This window comes from Rugosimonospora africana (genome assembly GCF_016862975.1).
Lineage (GTDB): Bacteria > Actinomycetota > Actinomycetes > Mycobacteriales > Micromonosporaceae > Rugosimonospora > Rugosimonospora africana.
This window is the reverse complement of sequence record NZ_BONZ01000031.1, coordinates 80,119-102,130: the sequence shown is the minus strand read 5'-3', so window position 1 is coordinate 102,130 and position 22,012 is coordinate 80,119. Positions and strand designations below refer to the sequence as shown.

20 protein-coding genes are annotated in these 22,012 nt (G+C 72.3%); 11 read left to right on the top strand and 9 right to left on the bottom strand.

Annotated features, from left to right (window positions below):
* Nucleotides 1–60 precede the first annotated feature (60 nt).
* The 5 genes from Raf01_RS16760 to Raf01_RS16740 all read left to right on the top strand — a co-directional run bounded on the left by Raf01_RS16760 (nt 61) and on the right by Raf01_RS16740 (nt 3,814).
* Complete coding sequence (locus Raf01_RS16760) at nt 61–954, top strand: PfkB family carbohydrate kinase (RefSeq protein ID WP_203918827.1); 894 nt, start codon at nt 61–63, stop codon at nt 952–954.
* 117 nt (nt 955–1,071) lie between these two features.
* A complete protein-coding gene (locus tag Raf01_RS16755; protein WP_203918826.1) occupies nt 1,072–1,623 on the top strand; it encodes a sigma-70 family RNA polymerase sigma factor in 552 nt (183 codons plus the stop codon).
* A 28-nt stretch (nt 1,624–1,651) separates the two neighbouring features.
* Entirely contained in the window at nt 1,652–2,389 is a 738-nt protein-coding gene (locus Raf01_RS16750) for an anti-sigma factor family protein (protein ID WP_203918825.1), read from the top strand.
* Nucleotides 2,390–2,455: 66 nt separating this feature from the next.
* A complete protein-coding gene (locus Raf01_RS16745; RefSeq protein ID WP_203918824.1) occupies nt 2,456–2,998 on the top strand; it encodes a COG4315 family predicted lipoprotein in 543 nt (180 codons plus the stop codon).
* Between the two features lie 150 nt (nt 2,999–3,148).
* A complete protein-coding gene (locus Raf01_RS16740) occupies nt 3,149–3,814 on the top strand; it encodes a zf-HC2 domain-containing protein (protein ID WP_203918823.1) in 666 nt (221 codons plus the stop codon).
* Nucleotides 3,815–3,856: 42 nt separating this feature from the next.
* On the opposite strand, the gene Raf01_RS16735 is transcribed toward Raf01_RS16740, so the two are convergent.
* Entirely contained in the window at nt 3,857–4,363 is a 507-nt protein-coding gene (locus tag Raf01_RS16735) for a hypothetical protein (protein WP_203918822.1), read from the bottom strand.
* 141 nt (nt 4,364–4,504) lie between these two features.
* Between Raf01_RS16735 and Raf01_RS16730 the strand changes: the two genes are divergently transcribed.
* The 6 genes from Raf01_RS16730 to Raf01_RS16705 all read left to right on the top strand — a co-directional run bounded on the left by Raf01_RS16730 (nt 4,505) and on the right by Raf01_RS16705 (nt 9,670).
* Nucleotides 4,505–4,885: a BlaI/MecI/CopY family transcriptional regulator gene (locus Raf01_RS16730; protein WP_203918821.1), complete on the top strand. Its 381-nt coding sequence runs from the start codon at nt 4,505–4,507 to the stop codon at nt 4,883–4,885.
* Complete coding sequence (locus tag Raf01_RS16725) at nt 4,882–5,946, top strand: M56 family metallopeptidase (RefSeq protein ID WP_203918820.1); 1,065 nt, start codon at nt 4,882–4,884, stop codon at nt 5,944–5,946. Before Raf01_RS16730 ends, Raf01_RS16725 begins: the two co-directional genes overlap by 4 nt.
* 70 nt (nt 5,947–6,016) lie before the next feature.
* Complete coding sequence (locus tag Raf01_RS16720) at nt 6,017–6,754, top strand: ABC transporter ATP-binding protein (protein ID WP_203918819.1); 738 nt, start codon at nt 6,017–6,019, stop codon at nt 6,752–6,754.
* A complete protein-coding gene (locus Raf01_RS16715) occupies nt 6,751–7,560 on the top strand; it encodes an ABC transporter permease subunit (RefSeq protein ID WP_203918818.1) in 810 nt (269 codons plus the stop codon). The genes Raf01_RS16720 and Raf01_RS16715 overlap by 4 nt, the downstream gene beginning before the upstream one ends.
* Before the next feature lie 35 nt (nt 7,561–7,595).
* Nucleotides 7,596–9,023, top strand: a complete 1,428-nt coding sequence (locus tag Raf01_RS16710) for a sensor histidine kinase (protein ID WP_203918817.1) — start codon at nt 7,596–7,598, stop codon at nt 9,021–9,023.
* Nucleotides 9,020–9,670 (top strand): response regulator transcription factor, encoded by a 651-nt coding sequence (locus Raf01_RS16705; protein ID WP_203918816.1) that lies wholly within the window; start codon nt 9,020–9,022, stop codon nt 9,668–9,670. Before Raf01_RS16710 ends, Raf01_RS16705 begins: the two co-directional genes overlap by 4 nt.
* Before the next feature lie 99 nt (nt 9,671–9,769).
* Here the strand turns inward: Raf01_RS16705 and Raf01_RS16700 are convergent, their stop codons facing one another.
* The 8 genes from Raf01_RS16700 to lanL all read right to left on the bottom strand — a co-directional run bounded on the left by Raf01_RS16700 (nt 9,770) and on the right by lanL (nt 21,875).
* Nucleotides 9,770–11,518, bottom strand: a complete 1,749-nt coding sequence (locus tag Raf01_RS16700) for an FG-GAP-like repeat-containing protein (protein WP_203918815.1) — start codon at nt 11,516–11,518, stop codon at nt 9,770–9,772.
* A gap of 40 nt (nt 11,519–11,558) precedes the next feature.
* Nucleotides 11,559–11,915, bottom strand: coding sequence for a DoxX family protein (locus tag Raf01_RS16695; RefSeq protein WP_203918814.1), 357 nt, complete (start codon nt 11,913–11,915; stop codon nt 11,559–11,561).
* Nucleotides 11,916–12,034: 119 nt separating this feature from the next.
* Nucleotides 12,035–13,543: a tetratricopeptide repeat protein gene (locus Raf01_RS16690; RefSeq protein ID WP_203918813.1), complete on the bottom strand. Its 1,509-nt coding sequence runs from the start codon at nt 13,541–13,543 to the stop codon at nt 12,035–12,037.
* Nucleotides 13,512–15,440 carry a hypothetical protein gene (locus tag Raf01_RS16685; protein ID WP_203918812.1) on the bottom strand — a complete coding sequence of 643 codons (1,929 nt, stop codon included), beginning with the start codon at nt 15,438–15,440 and terminating at the stop codon, nt 13,512–13,514. Before Raf01_RS16685 ends, Raf01_RS16690 begins: the two co-directional genes overlap by 32 nt.
* Before the next feature lie 5 nt (nt 15,441–15,445).
* A complete protein-coding gene (locus tag Raf01_RS16680) occupies nt 15,446–15,697 on the bottom strand; it encodes a DUF4242 domain-containing protein (protein WP_203918811.1) in 252 nt (83 codons plus the stop codon).
* Between the two features lie 95 nt (nt 15,698–15,792).
* Nucleotides 15,793–18,387: an ATP-binding protein gene (locus tag Raf01_RS16675; protein WP_203918810.1), complete on the bottom strand. Its 2,595-nt coding sequence runs from the start codon at nt 18,385–18,387 to the stop codon at nt 15,793–15,795.
* Nucleotides 18,388–18,624: 237 nt separating this feature from the next.
* The gene (locus Raf01_RS50555; protein ID WP_275412994.1) at nt 18,625–18,747 is read right to left on the bottom strand and encodes a hypothetical protein; all 123 of its coding nucleotides are present in this window, start codon (nt 18,745–18,747) and stop codon (nt 18,625–18,627) included.
* 89 nt (nt 18,748–18,836) lie between these two features.
* Complete coding sequence (gene lanL / locus Raf01_RS16670) at nt 18,837–21,875, bottom strand: class IV lanthionine synthetase LanL (protein ID WP_203918809.1); 3,039 nt, start codon at nt 21,873–21,875, stop codon at nt 18,837–18,839.
* Between the last annotated feature and the right edge of the window lie 137 nt (nt 21,876–22,012).

Genomic DNA, 22,012 nt, shown 5'->3' with positions numbered 1-22,012 from the left:
CGAAGACCTACGCCCGAAGGTGGCCGGGTGCGGCCCGGCCGCCTGCGGGAGAGGGGCCGCATGAGCGTACTGGTCATCGGTGAGGCGCTGCTGGACGTCTTCGACGGCAAGCGCCGCCCGGGCGGCAGCCCGATGAGCGTAGCCGTCGGACTGGCCCGGCTCGGGCTGACCACGGTTCTCCATACCTGCCTGGGGAACGACGACACGGGACAACTCGTCGCGGAACACGTCCGCGCAAGCGGCGTACACATCACGCCCGAGTCCTGGACCTCCCGGCCGACATCCGTCGCCGAGATCCAGCTCGACAGCGCCGGCAACGCCACCTATCGCTTCGACATCACCTGGGATCTGGCGCCCATCACCGCCACATCGGCAGACTTCCGTGCCGTGCACATCGGGTCGATCGGCGGCGTGATGCACCCCGGGGCGTCGGTAGCCGACACCATCCTCGACTCGCGTCGCCCCTCGACGATGCTGAGCTACGACCTGAACATCCGACCGGCGATCATGGGGAGTCGGGACTCGATACGCGAACGCGCCGAGAGCCTCATCGCGCGCACCGACATAGTCAAGGCGAGCGACGAGGACATCGCATGGCTCTATCCCTCGCTCCCCGCCGAGCGCGTGCTCGAACGCTGGCTGGCGCTTGGCGCGAGATTGGCCGTGCTGACCCGCGGCGCGCAAGGCGCACGAGCGGTCAATGCCAAGGCGGCCGTCGACGTCACGGCACCGCCGGCGAACATCCGCGACACGATCGGCGCGGGTGACTCGTTCATGTCCGGGCTACTCGCGGCGCTCGATGATCTTGGAGTCCTGAATGTAGCCGGCCGCGACTCCCTGCCGACCCTCAGCGACCAGTGCCTGCGCGACATCCTGGATTTCGCCGTCCGGTGCGCGTCGGTGACAGTGACCCGCGAAGGCGCGGACCCGCCGCTGCGAGCAGATGTGGCCTGAACTTTCACCGGCCCCGTCGCCGCCACGCCCTCGGCTGCCAAAATCGTCACGGCGCGACTGCCAAAATCGTCACGGCGCGGATAGATCCCTTCCGCGCCCCGGCGCGTACCTATCTTCATGGGGGTCACCGACGATGGGCTGCTGGCCGGTATGGCCGCGGGCGACGCGCAGGCCGCGTCCGCGTTCGTTCGTCGTCACCAGGCGCGGGTCTTCGGACTCGCGCTGACCATCGTCGGAGTGCCCGCAGTCGCCGAAGAGGTCGCTCAGGAGGCATTCGTCCGTGCGTGGCGGTTCGCCGGCGCCTACGACCCACGACGCGGCGCGGTGACGACCTGGCTGCTCGCGATCGCGCGTAACGCCGCGATCGACGCGGTCCGGCTCGGCCGCGACCGACCCTACGATCCCGACGTTCTGATCGACATGATCTCCCAGGTCAACGACGGCCAGACCGACGACTACCCGGAGCAGCTGGCCGACGCGCACAGGATTCGCGCCGCGCTGACTCAGCTGCCCCACGACCAACGTGTCGCGGTCGTCCTCGCCGCCATCTACGGCCTGACCGCCCGCGAGATCGCCGAGCGCGAACAGATTCCGATCGGCACGGCCAAGACACGCATCAGACTGGGTCTGGCCCGGCTCCGTAGCCAACTTGAGGTCCGCGATGAGTAACCCGTCTCCGTGCGAGCAGGTTCGGCCCATGCTCGCAGAACTGGCCACCACGGCGGCAACCGGACACGACCGGGCGCAGATTCTCTGGCACGTCCTCGACTGCCCCGCCTGTCAGCGCGATCTCGCCGAACTCGCCCGTACCGCCGACGAACTCCTGCTGCTTGCTCCACAACAGCGACCGCCGGAGGGATTCGACCTCAGAGTCGTGCGACGAATCCAGGACCTCACGGCGGCGCGCGTCCCCCAGCGGCCCGCGACCGCCCGATGGCGGCGAGCAACCATCCGGCGCCTGTTTCCGCGGTGGGACGGCCCCGCTCCCGTACCGGCGCGCACGCTTCGCGCGGCACGCCGAGCACTCGTCGGTGCGATGGCACTGATCCTGGCCGCCGGGATCGGCGCGGGTACCGTGCTGTGGCGCACGGCCCCGGACCGGCAACTGGCGGACCAGTACCGGCACGGTCTCGTCGTCGACGACGATCAGGCGCCGAAGAGCGCGCCGGTCACCACCGACGCGGGGCTCGTCGTCGGACACGTCTACCTGTTCCCCGGAACCCCGGCCTGGATCCTTGTCGCGCTCACCGCGGCACCGCAACCGGGCGGCTACACGATGTCCGTCGTGACCACCGGCGGAGTGCGGTACGGCGCCGGCATCTGTCAGGTCTCCGGACAGGTCGGCACCGCCGGGTACCCGCTGCCCGTAGCGGTCAGCCAGGTCGCCTCCATCGAGATGACCCGCCCGGGGATCCGCCTGGACGTCCGTCCGTAGTTCAGAAATCCCTTCGGCCACCTGCCGCGTATCACCTAGCGAAACCACTTTGGAGGTGCGCAGGACATGCAGTGGAAGACAATCGCGGGAGTCACCGTGCTCGGCGCGGCCATCACGCTCGCCGGCTGCGGGACGAAATCGCACGGCGGTTCGGACGCCGCCACGGACTCCGGATCGACGGTAACCAGCCGCCAGGTTCCGGGCGTGGGCAGCGCCCTGACCGACTCCGCCGGCAAGACCCTGTACTTCGCGGACCAGGAGGCGAACGGCAGCGTGCACTGCGTCGACACGTGCCTGCGCTTCTGGGTGCCGCTCACCGTGTCGGCCGGCGTGATGCCCACCTCCGGCGGCGGCGTGACGGGTACGGTGAGCACGATCCACCGCCCGGATGGATCGGTCCAGGTGACCTATGACGGCAAGCCGCTCTACACCTTCGCCCAGGACGGCGGGCCGGGTACCGCGAGCGGCAACGGCTTCAAGGACTCCTTCGGCGGCACCAACTTTTCGTGGCACGCGGCGGCCCTCGCCGGCGGTGCCGCACCCTCCGGCGCAGCGCCGACCGGCACACCCGGCGGCGGCTACGGTACCTATGGCGGCTACGGCTACTGACCCGCGCGAGGTTCGCGGCGTTCATCTGCTGTGACCCACAGCACATCACAAGATTAAGGCCAAGCGGCCCGGCTTCTGCGTACCACCATCGTGAGGCGGACTCGGATACAGGTAGGCGGCAGCCACAGCGCCGGGGGCGGGCGGTGAGGCGTGGTTGATCCCGCCGGTTGTGGACAGTGGGCGGTAGAGGCCGGGCCATTCGTGCTCGGTGCCTTGGGTCACGAGGAACGCGTGCGGTACCAGGCACACCTGTCCGGTTGCCAGCGCTGCCGCGTTGAGGTGGCCCGGTTAGTCGGCACGAGAGCGCTGCTCGCTCGTCTGGGAGAGCAGGCATGGGCCGCCGCGGCGACGCAAGCCACCCGGCAGCCGCTGCCCGGCGGCCGCCGCCCACACACTGCGCGGACGTCCCACCGCCACGCGGCGATGGTGTCCGCGGCCGTCGTCCTGGCCGCGGGCTGCCTCGCCGTCGCTCCGGTCCTCGCCGCGCGACCGGAGCGCGAACACGCGATCGTGGCAGTGATGCGACCCGTAGCGAAACCCGCGCCTCTGTACGCCCTGCTGACGCTCGAGCCGATGGCGAACGGCTCACGAATCTCGCTTCTGTGCGGCTGGTCGGACGTCGTCGCGCACACCAGGTGGCGGCTACTCCTGACCGTCGCGACCAGGGACCACCGCAGCCTGTCCGTCGCGGAGTGGACGGCGACGGGCGACGCGGTCCAGCCGGTATCGACCTGGACGGATCTGGACCCCTCGCGCATCACCCGCGTCGATCTGAGCACAGCTGCCAACGCGCGGCTCTTGACCTTCGAGCCGTAGGCGAGCTTGCCGAAAGCTGCCCAAGGTTGCCGGCCGGGCAAACTACCGCGACGGTGAGGCGGATGACTGGTCGCTCGGGGACGGGGCTGAACTGGTTTGCCGGTAGGTGACCGTGCAGGCTTGGACGGTGCGGAGGCGCAGTACGAGCGTCACGAGGAGCAGCACGACCGACAACAGCGCGATGAGGCCGCGCTCGGGGGCGAGGAACGACAGCACTCCGGACCCGCCGAACAGCGCGATGGCGAGCGGGTTACAGGCCGGGCATGCCATCGCCAGGGTGCCGATCGTGGCGCCGGTTCCGGCGCTCGCCTTCGCTGTCCGTCGCGATCGCTTCGGCCCGCCCTCGGTCACGAACGTCGCCGCGATCAGCGCGATCAGCACCGGGGCGACGGCGATCGTGACCCAGTTCCACCACTCGAGCGGCACGATGCGACCGTAGGAGGCTCCGGGCAGCGTCTCGCCGACGATGCCCATCAGCAGGAGCGCGACGAGATAGGTCCGGCGGGCGACCTTCCACTGAGCGCGATTCCAGGTGCCCAGCTGTCGCACGACCGCCCATGCGACGGTTTGACGTGGTGCTTGGGGTATTGCTTCGACCTTGTCCATGTGCGGTCCCCTTGCCTGGCGTGTCTGTGCGGCGTGTCTCCTACCCGCGCACCGTACACTACAAAAATGTAGTAGTGTGCGGTCGTGGCTGGACGACCCAAGAAGACACACAGCGGGCTCGCGCCGCTGGAGTCCGCCGTGATGGACGTGGTGTGGGCCCGTGCGGCTCCGCTGTCCGTGCGGCAGGTTCTCGATGACCTGAACTCCCGGCGTCCGGAGCCCTTCGCGTACACGACCGTCATGACCGTGATGAACCGGCTGGTCGCGAAGGGCGTCCTGCATCGCAGCGGCGCGGCTCGCCGCTACCAGTACGAGGCGACCGCGAGCGATGCCGCGGCAATCGCGACGCGTGAGGTGATCCAGACCCACGGAGATGCGGCGATCGCGCACTTCGTAAGCGAGGCCAAGGCCGATCCTGACCTGTTGCGGCGGCTGCGGGCCCTGCTCGACGAGGAGACTCGATGATGCCCGACCGCGCCAATCGCAGCTTCCTGGCGCTGACCGCGATCGCCGTGCTGGTGAGCGCGTTCTCGCTCTGGGGCGGCATGGCCGGCGTGCTCGAACCGATGCTGCGCATGCGGGTCAGCAATGGCCGCGGGGTGGCCACCGTCGTGGCGATGCTGCTGGTGACGTCGCTCGCGGTCGTGGCCGCAAGCGGCACGGCGCTTGCCTGCCATACGCTCGCCCGCCAGACGTTGGCTTCGGTCAAGCTCTCTCGCCGGGTACGGGCATTGCGCGCTCCGCTGCCGGATCGGCTCGCCGCCGCGGCGGACGCCACCGGACTGCGCGGGCGAGTGGTTCTGGTCGAGGCGAGCCCACCCTTCTCGTACGCGTACCGCGTCCTCAGCCCCCGCGTGGTGGTCAGTCGCGGCCTGCTCGAAGCGCTCTGCGACCAGGAGCTGTACGCCGTGCTTGAGCATGAGCGTTATCACGTGGTGAACATCGATCCGCTCAAGCTCACGATCGTTCGAACGATCTGCTCGGCCATGTTCATGCTGCCGGCCCTCGGCGCACTGCAGCGAAGCTACCTCGCCGGCCGGGAACTCGCCGCCGACCGCCGCGCGGTCGCGATGTGCGGACGTACCGCGCTGACCGCCGCGCTGCTGAAGATTGTCCATCCCGCCGAGGGCGAGGAGCTGGGAGTTGGGGCCGCGATCGGCGGCATGGCCTTGCTCGGCGTTCGCATCCGCCAGCTCGAAACCGGCCAGGAGCCACGACTCCGGCTGATCACCTCGACCAAGCTCGCCGCCTCGTCGCTGGTGCTCGGCGGGTTGGCCGCGACGTTCCTCGCGGCCGTGTGGGCCCTGGGCGGATCTGCCAGCTCCACGCACGCCACCGGGACCGGGCTGGCCACGGCGTTCCTGCTCGGTGGGATCTCCTGCGCGGTCCCCTTCGCCGTGGTCGGACTCCTCGGTTACACGGCGATCGCCCTGCGGGCTCGCCGCCCCCTCAGGGCGTCCGGCGCCCGGCCGCCGGAGCGCGCGGGCCTGCCTGGGGGAAATCCCCCAGCCGAAGACGGCCGTTAGCCGGGTCCTGCCCGGACGGCCGCGTGGCTAGCGTGACTTTCCGTAAGCACCGACGACGGAAGGAGTTCGGGTGATCGAGGCCCGGAATCTCACGAAGCGATACGGACCGACGGTCGCGGTCGACGCGCTCAGCTTCGACGTGCGGCCGGGCAGCGTCACCGGCTTCCTCGGCCCCAACGGTTCGGGCAAGTCCACCACGATGCGGATGGTCCTCGGCCTGGACCGGCCCGACGCCGGCCAGGTGCGGGTCGGCGGCCGCCGCTACCGCGAGTTGCGCTGGCCGCTGCGCGAGGTCGGCGCGCTGCTCGAAGCCAAGGCGTTCCACCCGGGCCGCAGCGCCCGCAGCCACCTGGCCGCGCTGGCCGCCAGCAACGCGATTCCGCCGGCCCGGGTCGACGAGGTGCTCGACATGGTCGGCCTGACCAGCGCGGCCGGGCGGCGGGCCGGGAAGTTCTCCCTCGGGATGGGGCAGCGCCTGGGGGTCGCCGCGGCGCTGCTGGGCGATCCGGCGGTGCTGCTGCTGGACGAGCCGGTGAACGGGCTGGATCCCGAGGGGGTCCGGTGGATCCGCGACCTGCTGAAGTCGCTGGCCGCGGAGGGCCGCACGGTGTTTGTGTCCAGCCACCTGATCAGCGAGATGGCGCTGACCGCCGAGCGGCTGGTGGTGATCGGCCGGGGGCGGCTGCTCGCGGACACGACCGTCGCCGAGCTGTCGGCCGGGTCGGCGTCGCTGGAGGACGCGTTCTTCCGGCTCACCAATGAAGCGGTCGAGTACCGGGGAAACACGACGAAGGAGGCCAGGTCATGACCACGACCGGGGAGACCCGCAAGCCTCGCGCTCGGAGCAGCCGTTACCGGCTGGCGCAGGCGGCCCGGATGGAATGGATCAAGCTGCGCAGCCTGCGCTCCATCTGGTGGACCCTGGCCGTCACGGCCGCCGGGACCGTCGGGATCGGGGCCGCCGTGGGCCTGAACACCCGGAACGCCTCCGGGGACCTGACCAACAACGCGATGGCCGGCGTGGTCCCCGGCCTGCTGCTGGTGGGTGCGCTCGGCGTACTGACCGTGACCAGCGAGTACTCCTCGGGAACGATCCGGGCCACGCTGGCCGCCGTCCCGCGGCGCCCCCTGGTCCTGGCCGCGAAGGCGGCGGTGTTCGGGGCGGTGACCCTGATCGTCGGGGAGGCCGCGTCGTTCATCGCGTTCTTCGCCGACGCGGTCACGCTGCGTCACGGCGTCGCGGCGCCCTCGTTGGGCCAGCCCGGCGTGCTGCGGGCGGTCGTGCTGTCCGGGGCCGCCTTCTGCCTGATCGGGCTGCTCGGCCTGGGCCTGGGCGCGATCATCCGGCACAGCGCGGCCGCGGTCGGGGTACTGGTGGCCGGCGTGTACGTGGTCGCCCAGGTCATCGGCATCATCGCGCACAGCGTGGCGACGTACATGCCGATCCTGATCCTGGAGAACTCGCTGAGCACGACCAAGCCGGTGACCTGCGGCACAAGCGAGGCGTCCTGCCCGCACTTCCTGTCCGCGTGGGCCGGGCTCGGCATGTTGGGTCTGTACGCCGTGATCGCACTGGCGGTCGGTGGATGGCTGCTGGCCCGGCGGGACGCGTGAGCAGGAGATAGGGCGGGAGGGAGGAGAATGGCGGCATGGGCCTTCTGGTGACCACGCCGACCGTGGACCCGCCGCCGGGCGGCCAAGCGCGGGCCGGGAGCCCGTGGGCGGTCGCCCGCGCGGCGGTCGTGGCGCCGTTCACCCGGCGTGAGGGTCGCGAGCTGTTGTTCTGCCTGGCCGGGCTGCCGTTCCTCGTGGTCAACCCGCTGGCGCTCTTCCTTCTCATGATGGACCTGACCTGGTGGGTGGCCAGTTCCGGACGAGGCAACCCGTCCCCGGCCCACGCGGCCATCGCCTGTGTCTGCCTGGGGCTGCTGCTCGTGCTGCTGGTGTCGACGAGTGCGGCCCGGAGACTCGGCTCGCTGCAGCGCATGCTCGCGACCCGGCTGCTCGGGGTGCGGGTCGCGGCGCCGCCGCCGGTGCGGCGGGGCCGCGACGGTCGGGCCTGGCCCGGCCCGGGTCCCCGCGACGCGGCCGGCTGGCGGGTCGTGGCCTACCTGCTGGCCAAGCTGCCGCTCGGCCTGATCGAGCTGTACGCCGTGTTCTTCTGGATCGGCGGGCTGGTCAACCTGAGCTACCCGCTCTTGTTCGGGGCGTTCCGCAACAACTCGCCGGGGGTGCGGCTCAACCCGGTGCCGGTGTTCACGCCGTTCGGGTTGTTCGGCGACGGCACGTTCCGCGTCGCCACCCTCCCCGGCACGTTCGCCGCCGCCGCGGCGGGAGCGGCGATGCTGCTGGCCGCCCCGTGGGTGACCAGGGCCGCCACGTCCGCCGACGCCTGGCTGATCCGGGGCATGCTCGGGCCCGGGCGGCTGGCGCAGCGGGTCCACGACCTGGAGCTGAGCCGGGCGCTGGCCGTGGACGACTCCGCCGCCCTGCTGCGACGGCTCGAGCGGAACCTGCACGACGGCGCGCAGATCCGGCTGGCCACGCTGGCCATGAACCTCGGCATGGCCCGGAAGAAGCTCGGCGACGGCGCCGAGGTTCCGGACGCCGCGGCTGCCCGCGAGCTGGTCGACGCCGCGCTCCGGGGCGCCAAGGACGCGCTCGGCGAGTTGCGCAGCCTGGTCCGAGGGATCCACCCGCCGGTGCTCGACAACGGGCTGGCGGACGCCCTCGCCTCGCTGGCCGCCGACAGCGCGATCCCGGTCGAGCTGGAGGTCAGCGTCCCGGCCCGACCCACCCCGGCGATCGAGACCATCGCGTACTTCTGCGCCGCCGAGCTGCTGGCCAACGCCGCCAGGCACAGTTTCGCGAACAAGATCGCCATCCGGGCGGCCGAACAGCGGGACGTGCTGCTGCTCAGCGTCGCCGACGACGGCACGGGCGGCGCCGACCCGGCCCGGGGCACCGGCCTGTCCGGGCTCGCGCAGCGGGTCGCCGTGGTGGACGGCCGGCTCATGGTCGCGAGCCCGCCCGGCGGCCCAACGAAGATCACCGTCGAACTCCCGCTACACGTATGAACGCGCGGGTCGTGATCGCGGAGGACGCGGCGCTGTTCCGGGCGGGGCTCGCCCGGCTGATCGAGGACCACGGCCACCGGGTGTGCGCTGCCGTGGGCGATGGCGACGCACTGCTGGCCGCGGTGGCCGAGCATCGGCCCGACGTCGTGGTGGCCGACATCCGGATGCCGCCGACGCACACCGACGAGGGGTTGCGCGCCGCGCTCGAGATCCGCCGCCAGCACCCCCGCACCGGGGTGCTGGTGCTGTCGCAGTACATCGAGACCAGGTACACGGCCCGGCTGCTGGAAGGCAACGCGGCGGGCGTCGGGTACCTGCTGAAGGAGCGGGTGGCCGACGTGACCGAGTTCGCTGACGCGCTGGAGCGGGTCGCCGCGGGCGGCACGGCACTCGATCCCGAGGTCGTCGGCCAGTTGCTGCGCGCCAGCCGCCGCGCCGACGGCCTGGCGTCGCTCACCGCGCGCGAGCGCCACGTGCTCGCGCTGATGGCGGAGGGGCGTTCGAACGCCGGCATCGCCGACGCGCTCGTGGTGACCGGCGGAACGGTGGAGAAACACGTGGCAAGCATCTTCGACAAGCTGGGGTTGCCCCCGGACGAGGGCGACAACCGCCGCGTCCTCGCGGTCCTGCGCTACCTGGGCAGCTAGCCGAAAAGACGCCAGAATCCAGTCGCGCGACCGGCGCGGCGTCGGGTGACGCCGCGCCGGTCTACCCCCGATGCCGGACGAACGGGCCGTCCGGTCGTCTCAGGCGATGCGGGTGATCGCGTCCCAACCGCTGTCGCCGACCTGGGTGCGGGGGCCGTCGGCGGGGTTTCCGGAGCTGTCGGTCCCGCCGGCGTAGAACTGCAACGTCGCGTCGCCCGCGGTGGCCCACAGGTCGGCGGTGCCGTTGCCGTCGGCGTCACCGGCGGCGAGCAGCGGCCGGTTGTCGAGCGTCCAGCCGCGCGTACCGAAGACGGTCCGGTTGCCGAACGTGCCGTCCGGCTGGCCGCGGTACAGGTACAGGATGCCGCTGCCCGTGTCGCGGACCAGCAGATCGGGGCGGCCGTCGTGGTCGGCGTCGCCGGGGGCGGTCAGCGTCATCGGGCTCCAGCCACCGGTGCCGATCAGCCGCGGCGCGAGGAGCGCCGGCCGGTGAGCGGGATCGCCGGGGTACAGGTACAGCTGGTCGCCGCGGATCGCCACCACGTCCGGGTATCCGTCGCCGGTGAGGTCGCCGACACTGACCACTTGCGACACTCCCGACCAGCCGGAGGCGCCGATCGCGACCCGCGTGCCGAGGCGGCCGTAGCCCTGGTTCGGGTAGACCCAGAGGCTGTCACCGACCCGGGCGACGATGTCCTCGGTCCCGTCGCCGGTGAAATCGCCCCGGTGGCTGATCGCCGCGCCGGACCACCCGCCGGTGCCGATGATCCCGTTCGGCCATACCACCGAACCGTCGCCGCGACCCTCGTAGAGCCGCAGCCGGCCGCTCGAGTCGATCGCGGTCAGGTCGGGCCGGCCGTCGCCGGTCAGGTCACCGGGAACCGTTGCGGCAGCGGGCGTACGCGTCCGCAGATAGCCGATCAGCGGAGCGTGGTCGGAGTAGCCGGTGGGACCGTCCGGCAGCCCGTAGTGCGACAGGTCCACTTCGGACAGATCGGCGTCGCAGTGGTGGAAGAGCGTACCGGCACCCGGCACCGCGGCGAAGATGTGGTCGCGCTTCCTCCACACCTCGTCGTCGCCCGACCACGCGTGATGAGTCACCTCGTTGACCGCGTCGCCGGTAGCGTACGAGTGCCGGTCACACTCGTCGAACGCATCCTCCAGCGGGGCGAGCAGAGCGGAATCCGGGAACAGGTTGAAATCCCCGCCCAGCACCAGGTCGTACCGGTCCGGCCAGACGGCGCTCCGGATGTTGTCGATCTGGCCGGCCCGCCGCGGGTCGTTCGCGTCGGCCAGGACGTGTGTCGTGCAGATCCGGGTCGTCCATTCGAGCGTACGCACGCAGAGGATCGGTAGTTGCTGAAGGTTGACCGCCGGCGTGGCGGGCACGGTGGGCTGGATCGTCGTCTCGGTGATCGTCGCCTTGACCGCGACCGCCTCGCCGATGTCACCCTTGAGGTCGTTGGCGCCGACGCCCCGGCAGTAGCTCGCGCCGTCGGCCGGCCGTTGCGCCGCGGCGTGCCGGACGCTCCACTGTGGTCCCAGATCGGCGGCGAGCAGGCTGAGTTGGCTACCGTCCTCGCCGCCGCAGACCTCCTGAAGCAGGACGACGTTCGCGTCGTTCTCGACGACGACCTTCGCGATCTCGGCGGCCTTCGCGGCCGGGTCGTTGCGGTAGGGGCAGTACGCGTCGCTGCCCGGAAGGCCGCCCGCCTCACCACAGATGTTCCAGGTGACCACCCGCAATTCCGGGTCGGTCACCGCCGCCGAGGCTTCGGTCGGCACCGCCCCCAGGCCCAGCAGTGCCGCCACGGGCAGCAACAACAACGTGCGTAACGCAAGACGCATGGAGTACCTCTTCCCAGACACATCCATCACACTCACTGAGTCACCAGATGCCGTGGTACGCCAGGTTCAGCGCCAGAGTGGCCACCACGGTAGCGAAGAACACGGCCCATCCGACGAGCTTGCGGGAGCCGACCCGCAGGTGGGCGATGAGCGCGCCGATGAAGTACAGCACGAGGCCGGTGGCGGCGAGGGTGCCCAGCAGCGGCACGGCAAAACCGGCCAGCAGCCCCACAGAACCCGCCGCCAGCAGAGCGCCCAGTCTCGGCATCCACGAGCGCGGGAGGCGCTTCATGTCCACCTGAGCCTTGGGATAGTCGTGGCCGATCAGGTAGGTGACGGCGGCGATGCCGGTGAAGACCGAGGCGAGAATGGTGACCGTGACGTAAGCGCCGAACACGAACGCTCCTTCCGTCGGGGAGGATGCCTGGTGGCTCGCACCAACCGACGACCTAGCCCCGCCAGATGTGAGGTGCCGTGACACGCGTCACATCGATGAGCCCGCTCCTGACGCGGCCGTCAGGTTTGGGTCAGTGGGAGGTACGCGCAGCGTTGTCCGGTGTGGACGGTTGCCGCGAGCAACTCCCCCAGGTCGGCATCCGCCGCCGCGATCCGGCGGATGGCGCGGCGCAGCGCCTTGCCGACGGCGATGCGGGCACGCTCCCGGTCGGTGGACCCCTCACCCGGATCGACGCCGGGCTCGACACCGGGAGGCGCGGTGGCCAGCAGCCGGGTCAGGATGGCCTCACGCTCGGCGTGCGCCTCGGCCGCCGCGTCCGGGTCGCCGACCCGGTCGGCGCGCTCGATGTCCCGCTGCAACTGGGCGAGCCGGTGCCGGTACCGGTCGGGCAGGGTCGGTGGGGTGTCGGACACGGCGGCCAACTCGGCGGCCGGGATCTCGCGCCCCGGGTTGGCGAGCAACGTGGCGAGGTACGTCACGCCGCGGCAGTGTTCGACGGTGGCGACCCGGCTGCCGAGCCGGATCCGCCACTCGCGACCGTCGCGCCGGCAGTCGGCCACGGTCGGCCGGGGTGCCACGGCGGACCGCAGCGTCATGCCGAATTCGCGGGCGTCCCGGCGAGCGGTGTCGGCCTCCTGCCGGGCGAGGGTACGCGGCCCCGGCCCGTCCGCACAGTCGAGGGCGGCGGCGAGGCGGTGGCGGGCGAGGGTGGCCGCGGGCCAGTGACCGAGGGCGAGGTTGACGCGTACCGCGTTGCGCAGGTGCTCGACGGCCGCGGCGGGCTCCCCGACCGTCAGCTTCGCCAGCCCGAGGGCGTGCTCCGCCGACCCGAAGCAGGCGATGGCCGGCCCGGCCGTGACGGACATCCGGGCGTACGGGCGCAGCAGGTCGTACGCCTGGGCCGCGGCGTCGGTCGCGCCCAGCAGGTGCGCCGCCTCGATGACTCCGTACAGAGTCACGAGCGAGCTGGCCGACGGTGGCATGGCGGCCAGCTCGCAGGCGGCCAACGCATCGAGCGCCTCGTTCCGCCGGCCCCGGAGTGCGGCGGCGACGGCGAGCGCCGATCGGTACGAGTAGTCGGTCGGGCCGGCGTTGGCGGCGACCAGGTCGCGGATCATCGGCAGCAGCTCGCCGACCCGACCCTGGTACCACCGGATGAGAATCAGGTGCGACCCGTACCACCGGGCAGCGGCGGGATGTCCGGCCGCCGCACCGGCTCGCGCGCATTGGACGGCGCGCTGCTCGGCCAGGTCCAACCGGCCGGCCCGGATCTCGAACATCACCTCGATCGCCCGCACCAGGAAGCCGACCATCGGGTCGTCGTCGTGCACCAGCAGGGCACGCAGCTCGGTGAGGCACCGCGCGGCGCGTAGGTCCCCGGCCAGGATGAGGTCGACGCAGTGGCACAGCAGGCCGACGAGCCGGTCGCTGTGCCGCCCGGTGCGGAAGCTCTCCGCGATGAGGTCCTCGGTGACCTGGTGGCGCACGGCATCGAGGCCGGGTCGCATGAGCCGGCGGTGGGCCAGTGTCAGCGCGTCAGCAGGCCGACGCGCATCGAGCAAGGTCATCATGTTCGCCTTCGGGGTGGTAGGCGCAGCGCTGGCCGGTACGGATCGCGGCGGTCAGCGCGCGGCCGAGTTCGGCATCGGCGTCCGCGATGCTGCGCAGCGCGCGCCGGATGGCCTTGCCGACGGCGATGCGGGCCCGTTCATCGGCTCCGGCGAAGCCCCGCGCGCGGCCGCCCAGGCCAGTGGTCGAACGCAGCTGGCCGCGCAGCCAGTCGCGCTCGGCGCGGGCCTGTGCGGCGCGCGTGGGACCGCCGCCGGGAGCCTGGTGGTCCCCGATCTCCTCGTCGAGCGCGGCGAGGCGGCGCCGGTACTGGGCGATGGCCCGGTCGTCGAGCAGCGGCTGGGTACCCCACGGCTCGCCGGCCACCGGGGCGGGCCGGCCGTCGGGTGCGGGCTCGGCGGGGCCGGCGGCGAGATCGACGGCGCGGATCTCCCGGCCGGGGTGGGCCAGGAGGACGGCCAGGTAGGCGATGCCACGGCAGTCGTCGACGACGGCGGCCCGGCCGGCGGCCTCGACCAGCCACCGCCGCCCCTGCCGCCGGCAGCTCGCCGGGTCCGGCACGGCCCCGGCCGCGGTCGTGGAGCGGTCGGTGGCGACGTGGTTAGTGGTGACGTGATTGGTCGGGACGTGGTTGGCGGTGACGTCATTGGTGGTGACGCGGCTGGCGGCGGCCGGAGTCAGCGTAGCCAGGCGGAGCCGGGCGAGCGCGGCCGCCGGCCGGTGCCCCAGCGCATCGTCCGCGCGCACCGCGCGGTCCAGGTGCGCGCAGGCCGCCGCCACGTCGCCGGTGGTCAGCCGCGCCAGCCCGAGGGCGTGCTCCACCGAGCCGAAGCAGGTGACGCCCGGCCCGATGGTCGCCGCCAACTGGGCGTACGGGGCCAGCAGCTCGTACGCCTCCGCGGCGGTCTGGGTGTCGCCCAGCAGGTACGCGGTCTCCACCACCTGGGACAGGGTGGCGAGCCAGGTGCCCGACCGGGGCAGGCCGGCCAGCGGGTACCCGGTCAGGCCGGCCAGCGTGCCACGGGCCCGCCTGGCGTCCCCGGAAACGGCACAGGCCAACGCGAGCGCCGATTGCACGGAGTAGTCGGTGGGGCTCAGGCTCGGCAGGGCCGCCGTCTCCTCCAGCATCGGCAACAGCTCGGCGAGCCGACCCTGGTACCACCGGATGCTCACCAGCTGTGCGGCGTGCCAGGCCGGCGCGGCCAGATGCCCCGCGGCCGCGCCCGCCTCGGCGCACTCCTTCGCGGTCAGCTCGGCCTCCTCGAACCGGCCGGCGCGGATCTGGAACATCACGTCGAGCGCCTGTGCGGTCGAGCCGACCACGCCATGCCCGCGTTCGGCCAGTGCCGCGTGGAGCCGGGCGAGGCTGCGCACCGCATCCGGATCGCCGTCGAGCACGAGCGAAGCGGTACCCCACAGCAGACCCAGCAACAGGTCCCCACGGCGCGGGGTACGCACGCGCGCCAGGCGGGTCGCGAGGCGGCGGCGCAGCGCCGAGTGGTCGGGGCCGAGCAGGCAGTGCAGGGCCAGGTTCAGCGCCTCCGCGACCGGTACCGGGTCGGCCACCCGCCCGGCCCGCTCGACCGCGTCGAGGACGGCGGCGTACCCGCCCGACCGGTAGTCCGACTCGGCGGCCAGCCGCGCGTGCAGCCGCAGCCCGAGCGGAGAGTCGGGTGCCACGATCGCGGCCGCCCGCCGCAGCCGGTCGCGGACGGCCACCGCTTCGGCGAACCCGCGGTGTTCGTGGACGCCCAGACCGGCCAGGCCGAGCGCCGACTCGGCCAGCGCCGGCGCGTCCCCGTCCCGCTCGGCCCGTCGGTAGGCCGCCTCGAAGAAGTCGCGGGCGGTACGCAGATCGCCGTCCTCCCACAGAGCGCGCGCGCCGTCGGTTGCCACCGCCCCTAACAACCTTCCTGGACCTGGTAGATCTCCTGGGCGACCAGGCCGTGCGCCTCGCGGTGTACCGCCTCCGCCGCGCCGGCCGAGGGTGCCTCGACAAGGCAGAAGACCCGCCCGTGCCGCTCGTCCACCCAGTACCGCAGGTAGCTGACCCCGTGGGCCGCCTGCGTCTGCAGGTCAGCCTTGTGCGCTTGGCACACGTCGTCCAGCTCGACGCCGCCGGTGATGGTGTGGACGTCCAGGTAGAGAGGCATGCCGGTCTCCTTTGTCGCGTTGGCGTACCCCGACGGTAGGTAGCGGGCCCGTCAAGCGGATCGGCGACGGCTGCCCATGTTCGGCGGCGCGGTGCCTACCTTTCGGTCGCGAGGTCGCCGATGGCCGCCTGCCGGGCGGCGGCGCGGCTGGGTACACCGAGCTTCGCGAGGACCGCCGAGACGTGGTGGTCGACGGTGCGGGCCGAGATGAACAGCTTCTCGGCGATCTCGGCGTTGGTGTGGTCGGCGACGATCAGGTCGAGGACTTCCCGCTCGCGGCGGGTCAGCCCGAGCGGGTGCGCCCGGGTGGCCGCGCGCGGGCCGGCCGGGATCGACCGGGCGCCCAGTTCGCGCAGCCGCTGCCGGCAGATCCGGGCGGCTGGCCCGGCGCCCAGCGGAGTGAGGAGGTCCAGCGCCGCGCGGAGGCTGGCCTCATCCGGCGGGGAGGCCAGAGCCAGGGCCGCCTCGTACGGGGAATCCAGCGCGGTCCACCGGGCGGCCGACCGGGCCGGCTGGCCGTCGAGCAGCAGCCGGTACGGCTCGGCGACCTCACCCCGTACCCGCCGGGTGGAACCGGTACGGGCCAGCCACACGGCGACCGCGCCCCGGTACCACTCGTTGGTCGCGGCGCACAGCTCGTCGACGAGCTCGACCTCGCGCCGCGCCTCCGGCGTCCGGCCCGCCAGCCAGTACGCCTCCGCCCGGGCCAACCGGGCCAGTACCCGCATCAACGGCTCACCGGACTCCTCGGCGGCCGCGGCCGCCTCGTCGAGGCAGTCCCAGACGCCCGGAGCACCGCGCCGGGCGCGCAGCACCCCGAGCTGGATGAGCGCGCACAACCGGTTGGCCTGGGATGGTCCGGCCTCGTGCAGCAGCTGTTCGCTCAGCGCCACGGCCTGGTCCCAACGCCCGGTGCGCTCGAAGATGCTGGACTGCTCGCCGAGCAGGCACAACGCGTACGTGGTCATGTCGTGCTCGGCGCAGTACCGCCGGCCCTCCTCGAGATACCGTTGCGCCGCGGCGAACTCCCGCCGGCAGGAGTAGATGCCACAGAAGTTGGCGTAGGCGCGCGCCGCCTGATCGTGGTGGTTGCCGGCCAGCGCGATGTCCAGCCCGCGGCGCATCATCGCGGTCCACTCCAGCCCGAGCATGGCGGCGCTCGCGGCCTGCGTGTCGAGCGCGTCGCTCTGCACGTCGGTGGCGCCGAACCGGGCGGCCAGCTCCTGCGCCCGCACCGCGAGCTCAGTCGCCGCGCGATAGGCGCCGTAGAGCATCCGCTGGTTGGCGAACGTGGCGTACGCCCAGGCCAGTTCCCTGCTGTCGCCGAGCGGCTCGAGCGTCGCGACCGCGGCCCGTACCGCGGCCAGTGCCTCCTCGCCCCGGCACATGTTCCACCGGATCCGGGACAGCCGGCGCAGCGCATCGCCCTCGCGCAGCCGGTCCCCTCCCGCGCGCCACAAAGCCAACCCGCGCAACGCCGTCTCTTCGGCCTCCTGCCACCGGTCGAGCAGTCCCAGCTCGCAGGCGAGCCCCTCGTACAGTCCGGCGAGGGTCGCCGCGTCCGCCTCGCCGGCGAACCGCAGGGCGCGCTCGAACTGGGCCGCCGCCTCCCGGTGCGAGCCCAGCCGGGCCGCTCGGTACGCGGCGGCCGACGCGTACCGCAGCGCGGCAGCCGCGTCGCCGGCCGCCTCGGCGTGGAAGGCCAGCCGGGCCTCGTTCTCGCAGTCGGTGGTGCACAGCCCGGCGAGCACCAGCCGGTGGACGTGCCGGCTGCGGTAGGCCGGCACGGCCTGCGCCACGGCCAGCCGTGCGATCTCGTGCCGGAACCGCACGCCGGTCCCGTCCTCCACCAGCAGGCCGCCGGCCAGCAGCTCGTCGACCGCGGCCGCCGGGTGGCCGGTGACCGTCTCCAGCAGGCGCACCTCGACCCGGGCACCGATCAGCGCGGCCACGTCCAGCAGCTCGCGCGCGCGCCCGGTCAGCCGGGCGGCCCGGGCCAGCACCACGTCGCGGGCCGACGCCGGTACGTCGCCGGCACCGGCCCGCAGCACCTCGGTCACGAAGAACGGGTTACCACCGGTCAACCGGTGCAGGTCGGCGGCCGCCAACCCGCTTCCGAGCGCCAGTACGGCCACCGCCTGCGGGGACAGCGGCGCCACCCCGACCCGGCGGGTGCACCGTAGCGCCCCGAAGTCACCGAGCACCACGCGCAGCGGATCGTCGGGCGCCAAGGCGTCATCCCGGTACGTCGCGATCAGCAGCACCGCCGTGTCCTGCAGTCGCCGCCCCAGGAACCGCAACAAGTCCAGGGTCGCCTCGTCGGCCCAGTGGATGTCCTCGATCACGAGCACGTCCAGGGAACCGGGCGCGCCGACCTGGCGCAGCAGCGCCCGGAACAGCTCCTCCCGACCGGCGCCCGCCCGGATCAGCTCAGCGAGGTCACCGCCGAGCTGGTCGGCGAGATCGAACAGCGGGCCGAGCGGTCGCGGCGTGAACAGGCCATCGCACGACGCCCACCACCAGCGGGCGGCCGGCAGGTCCCGGCGCAGCCGCTCGACCAACGTCGACTTCCCGACGCCCGCCTCGCCGGCGACCAACACCAACCGGCCGGCGCCGGTGCGGGCCTGCGCCGCGTACTCGCCGAGCGAGGCGAGCGCCGCCTCCCGCTCCAGTAGCGGATTATTGTTCACCACCGCGTCCTATGCCCCGAGAGATTGAAGATCCACCGCAATCTATCAAGGGTTCGGGCCGATCCGGTTCGCAAAGTCCTACTCTGGACGATGGGACCCGGTCAGTGAACCGGGGGCGGCACCGGTGCGTGAGCTATCTGGCGCGACGTCGCGTTGTCGTGACCGTGGTGGCGGGGCAGTGCCCCGCCACCACAATCTGGGTTGGTGGATTTCTGACGGATCGTGGTGCCTGCCCGGTCAGAAGTCCGTCTGGGTGGTGTTGGTGTCGTTGCTGTCACAGCTTCCGGTGCAGCACCGGGTGAACTCGGCGTCGTCGAGTTCGGCCCGGAGCAGCTCCAGCAGAGCGTCATCGGTGCTCATGGGTTTCGCCTCCCTTCTGCGCTCGTACGGATTGAACGGGATGGGCGTGCAGACCACCCCGGGTATGCGGGGCACGATCCGCGAGGCCGCTACGACGTGACGGCCAGCGGTTGTCGTGTCATGCGGGCGTCGGCATGCCGAGCCTGGCCGGCGGCCGAGGGTAGGAGGTGATCGAGCATCCACCACCGCGGGCCGCCGTGGCGCACCCGCAGCAGGAACCCGAGGGCACCGGCCAAGCCGCTGTTGTACTCGACGAAGACATCCTCGTCATCCGGGGCGTCGGTCACGACCATCAATTCGTCGCGGATCGCGTGACGGGCATGCAGGATGCCGGCGCACTCCAGGGCCCAGTTCCGGTAGCGGGCCTCGCCGGTCAGGTCGGCGACGTCCAGCAGAAACTCGGCGTCGCCGGCGAGGCCGTGGCAGGCCGCGTGGCGGGTGTACCAGCGGCCCCGGTACACGGCGGTCGCCGCGGCCTCGGCAAGCTCCCGCACCCGGGGCTCGCCGGTGACTGCCCACAGCCGGATGAGGAAGGTACCCACACCGGAGGAGCCGTGGCACCAGTGCACGCGGGGCTGCGTGTCGCCGTCCACCCCGGCGGTCCAGTACGCGGCCCCGTCCACCGTGTCGGCTCCGGACACCAGTGTGATGCCCGCCCGGCGGGCGGCGTCCAGGTACTGGGGCCGCCCGGTGGCCAGGCCGGCGTACAGCGAGAAGGCACCGACACCGGCGAGGCCGTGCGCGAACCCGTAGTTGCTCTGCCCGGCGAAGCCGGAGTCGAAATCCGTCGACACCGGCCAGACGAGCCCGCGACCCCGCTCGACGGCCGCGTCGAGCAGCGCGTCGGCGGCCTCGACGGCACGTCCGCGCAGCGCCGGGTCACCGGTGGCGGCCCACAGGTGAAGGTGTGCCATGCCCGCGCCGGCCACACCGTGGCACACGTCCGGGTTGGGCCACCGCACCGGTACCTCGCCGATCAGATCCACCGCCCGCTCGGCGAGCGTGCCGTCGCCGAGCAGCGTGGCCGCGTCGTACAGGGCCCAGGCGATACCCGACCGTCCAAAGTAGAGTCCCGGCAGAACCTTCTCGGTGTCCCGGGAACGCCTGTCGATCCAGTAGGCAACCGTCGCGATCCCGTCGCGCAGTTCGCCGACGCCAACACCCATGCCGACGCCAACACCCATGCCGACGCCGGCGCCGCCCGCGACGGGAATGCCGGCGGCCCGGGTGAGTACGGCGAGCACTCCGGCGGCGCCGTGCTGCACGCAGCAGGGATCGGTGAGTCGGCCGCCCTCGCCCGGGGACCACAGCCACCGGCGCCCCGGTGTCATGGAACGCAGGCTATGACGCAGTCCGTCGGCCAGAAGCTGGTCGGATTCCGCGGGCGAGGCCGTCGCGGCGCCGAGACCGGCCTCCCCCATGGAGCCGGGCTTCGCCCAGACGCCGGCGCTCGCCCCGGCCCCCGCCCCAGCCTGGGGCGCCCGGCCGGCCGCGCGGTCCGCGGCCGCGGTCACGGTTGCGGTTGCGGTTGCGGTTGCGGTTGCGGTCACGGTTGCGGTTGCGGTCGCGGTGAGAAATTCGCGCGCCCGGTCCAGGCTCCACCGTTGCTCCGGGTCGTCTGCGGTGAGCCCGGCGATCAGCGGGGCCAGCGCCCGCACGGCAGGCATCCGTGCGCCCGCACGGTACAGCAGCACGGCCCGGCGTTCTTCACCACGGCGCGACGCGGGCCGGTCGGTGGGTAGCACCGGCTCGATGCCGGAGGCGAGGTAGAAGATCGTGGCGCCGAGGCCGAACAGGTCGGCGCGGGGTGACGGCGCCGGCCCGACCGGCGGCGCGTCGAGCTGTTCGGGTGCCGCGTAGCCGGGCGTGGCGAACGGCAGGACGCGAGAACCGGTGCGCACCGCGCACTCCAGGTCGATCAGCCGCAGCCGGCCGTCCGGCGTGACCATCACGTTGTTGGGTTTGAGGTCGCGAAACACGATGTCCCGGCGGTGCACCGCGTCGACCAACTCGACCAGCCGGTGGACCTTGTCCAGCACCTCCGGCCACGGGGCCCCGGCCCCGTGCCACTCCGACGCGGCCCGGTCGACGACCCAGGCGTTGAGGGTCTGCCCGGGTACCAGATCCTGGGCGAGATACAGGCTGTCCTGATGGGCTACCAGCGCCACCCGGTGCGGGGCCAGACCCAGCGGCCCGAACAGGTCGAGCATCTCGGCCTCATGACGCAGCATGTCGCACGCGTCCGTACCGATCAGCGAGCTGAGGGTGTGCCGGCGGGCCTGCTTCAGCACCACCTCGGCGCCGGTCTCCCGGTCGACGGCCCGGTACACACCGCCGCGGTACGAGTGCCGGATCGCGCCGCGCACCTCGAACCGGTCCCCGATCAGCACCACGGGCGCGGCGATGTCCTCCGACGGCGCCGGTGTCAACGCGGGCGATGCCAATGCGGGCGATGCCAATGCGGGCGGTGCCGGAGCGGGCGATACCGGTGCGGGCGACGTCGGTGACGGCAGTGGCGGCTCCACCCAGGGCGGCGGGCTGAACAGCGGCCGCCGCTCGTCCTTGATCAGTTCACCGTCCGGACCAGTCAACATCGACTCGAACATGCCGTCGTTCGTCAGCACGGACGGGTTGCTGATCACACCGTACCGGTAGTAAACGCTGCTGCCGGGGCGCAACTGGCGGTCGGACAGGATCCGCGGCCCACCCAGCCCGTCCGTTGCCCGGTCCAGCAGTTCGGCCAGGTGCCGCAGTTGTGCGTCGTTGTCCGGGTACACGGTGATGAACTTGCCGCCGGAGCCGCGGCGGATCCGGTTGGACAGCAACTTGCCCAGTTCCCTGCGGCCCCGCGCGAACTTGAACGGGCAGTCCTGCCCGACCAGAAGTTCGGTGACCCGGGCCAGCACCACCGGCGCGGTCAGCTGGTTGGCCGAGACGTGCAGTTTCCAGCCCTGCCCGGGCAACCGCGCACCCGGTGGCTTGAGACTGCACCAGAACTCGCCGACATCCACGGTCCACGCCCCGGCGCCCATCCTGGCCAGGACCGCCCGCGCGATATCGATCAATGGCGACACGTCGCCGTTTCCGCGCGCGTTGTCGGGCAGATCCGCCCCATCCCTGAACCCCATCGCACACTCCCACTCAAACCGTTGCCCGATCCGGCGTTCCATCCCGTTCCAGGTCGCAGTGGGTTCCACATCGCGGTGGAACGGGATGGAACGCCTCCCCGATGACGCGCGAGAAGGTCCGGTCACCGCGTCCCTAG

What these genes read in the sequence shown, in the direction of transcription:
- Raf01_RS16725 (WP_203918820.1), top strand. Translation starts at nt 4,882, where the DNA reads ATGATGCCCGACCGCGCCAATCGCAGCTTCCTGGCGCTGACCGCGATC.
- Raf01_RS16680 (WP_203918811.1), bottom strand. Translation starts at nt 15,697, where the DNA reads ATGCCTCTCTACCTGGACGTCCACACCATCACCGGCGGCGTCGAGCTG.
- Raf01_RS16760 (WP_203918827.1), top strand. Translation starts at nt 61, where the DNA reads ATGAGCGTACTGGTCATCGGTGAGGCGCTGCTGGACGTCTTCGACGGC.
- Raf01_RS16690 (WP_203918813.1), bottom strand. Translation starts at nt 13,543, where the DNA reads ATGACCTTGCTCGATGCGCGTCGGCCTGCTGACGCGCTGACACTGGCC.
- Raf01_RS16745 (WP_203918824.1), top strand. Translation starts at nt 2,456, where the DNA reads ATGCAGTGGAAGACAATCGCGGGAGTCACCGTGCTCGGCGCGGCCATC.
- Raf01_RS50555 (WP_275412994.1), bottom strand. Translation starts at nt 18,747, where the DNA reads ATGAGCACCGATGACGCTCTGCTGGAGCTGCTCCGGGCCGAACTCGAC.
- Raf01_RS16705 (WP_203918816.1), top strand. Translation starts at nt 9,020, where the DNA reads ATGAACGCGCGGGTCGTGATCGCGGAGGACGCGGCGCTGTTCCGGGCG.
- Raf01_RS16750 (WP_203918825.1), top strand. Translation starts at nt 1,652, where the DNA reads ATGCTCGCAGAACTGGCCACCACGGCGGCAACCGGACACGACCGGGCG.
- Raf01_RS16715 (WP_203918818.1), top strand. Translation starts at nt 6,751, where the DNA reads ATGACCACGACCGGGGAGACCCGCAAGCCTCGCGCTCGGAGCAGCCGT.
- lanL (WP_203918809.1), bottom strand. Translation starts at nt 21,875, where the DNA reads ATGGGGTTCAGGGATGGGGCGGATCTGCCCGACAACGCGCGCGGAAAC.
- Raf01_RS16755 (WP_203918826.1), top strand. Translation starts at nt 1,072, where the DNA reads ATGGGGGTCACCGACGATGGGCTGCTGGCCGGTATGGCCGCGGGCGAC.
- Raf01_RS16710 (WP_203918817.1), top strand. Translation starts at nt 7,596, where the DNA reads ATGGGCCTTCTGGTGACCACGCCGACCGTGGACCCGCCGCCGGGCGGC.
- Raf01_RS16700 (WP_203918815.1), bottom strand. Translation starts at nt 11,518, where the DNA reads ATGCGTCTTGCGTTACGCACGTTGTTGTTGCTGCCCGTGGCGGCACTG.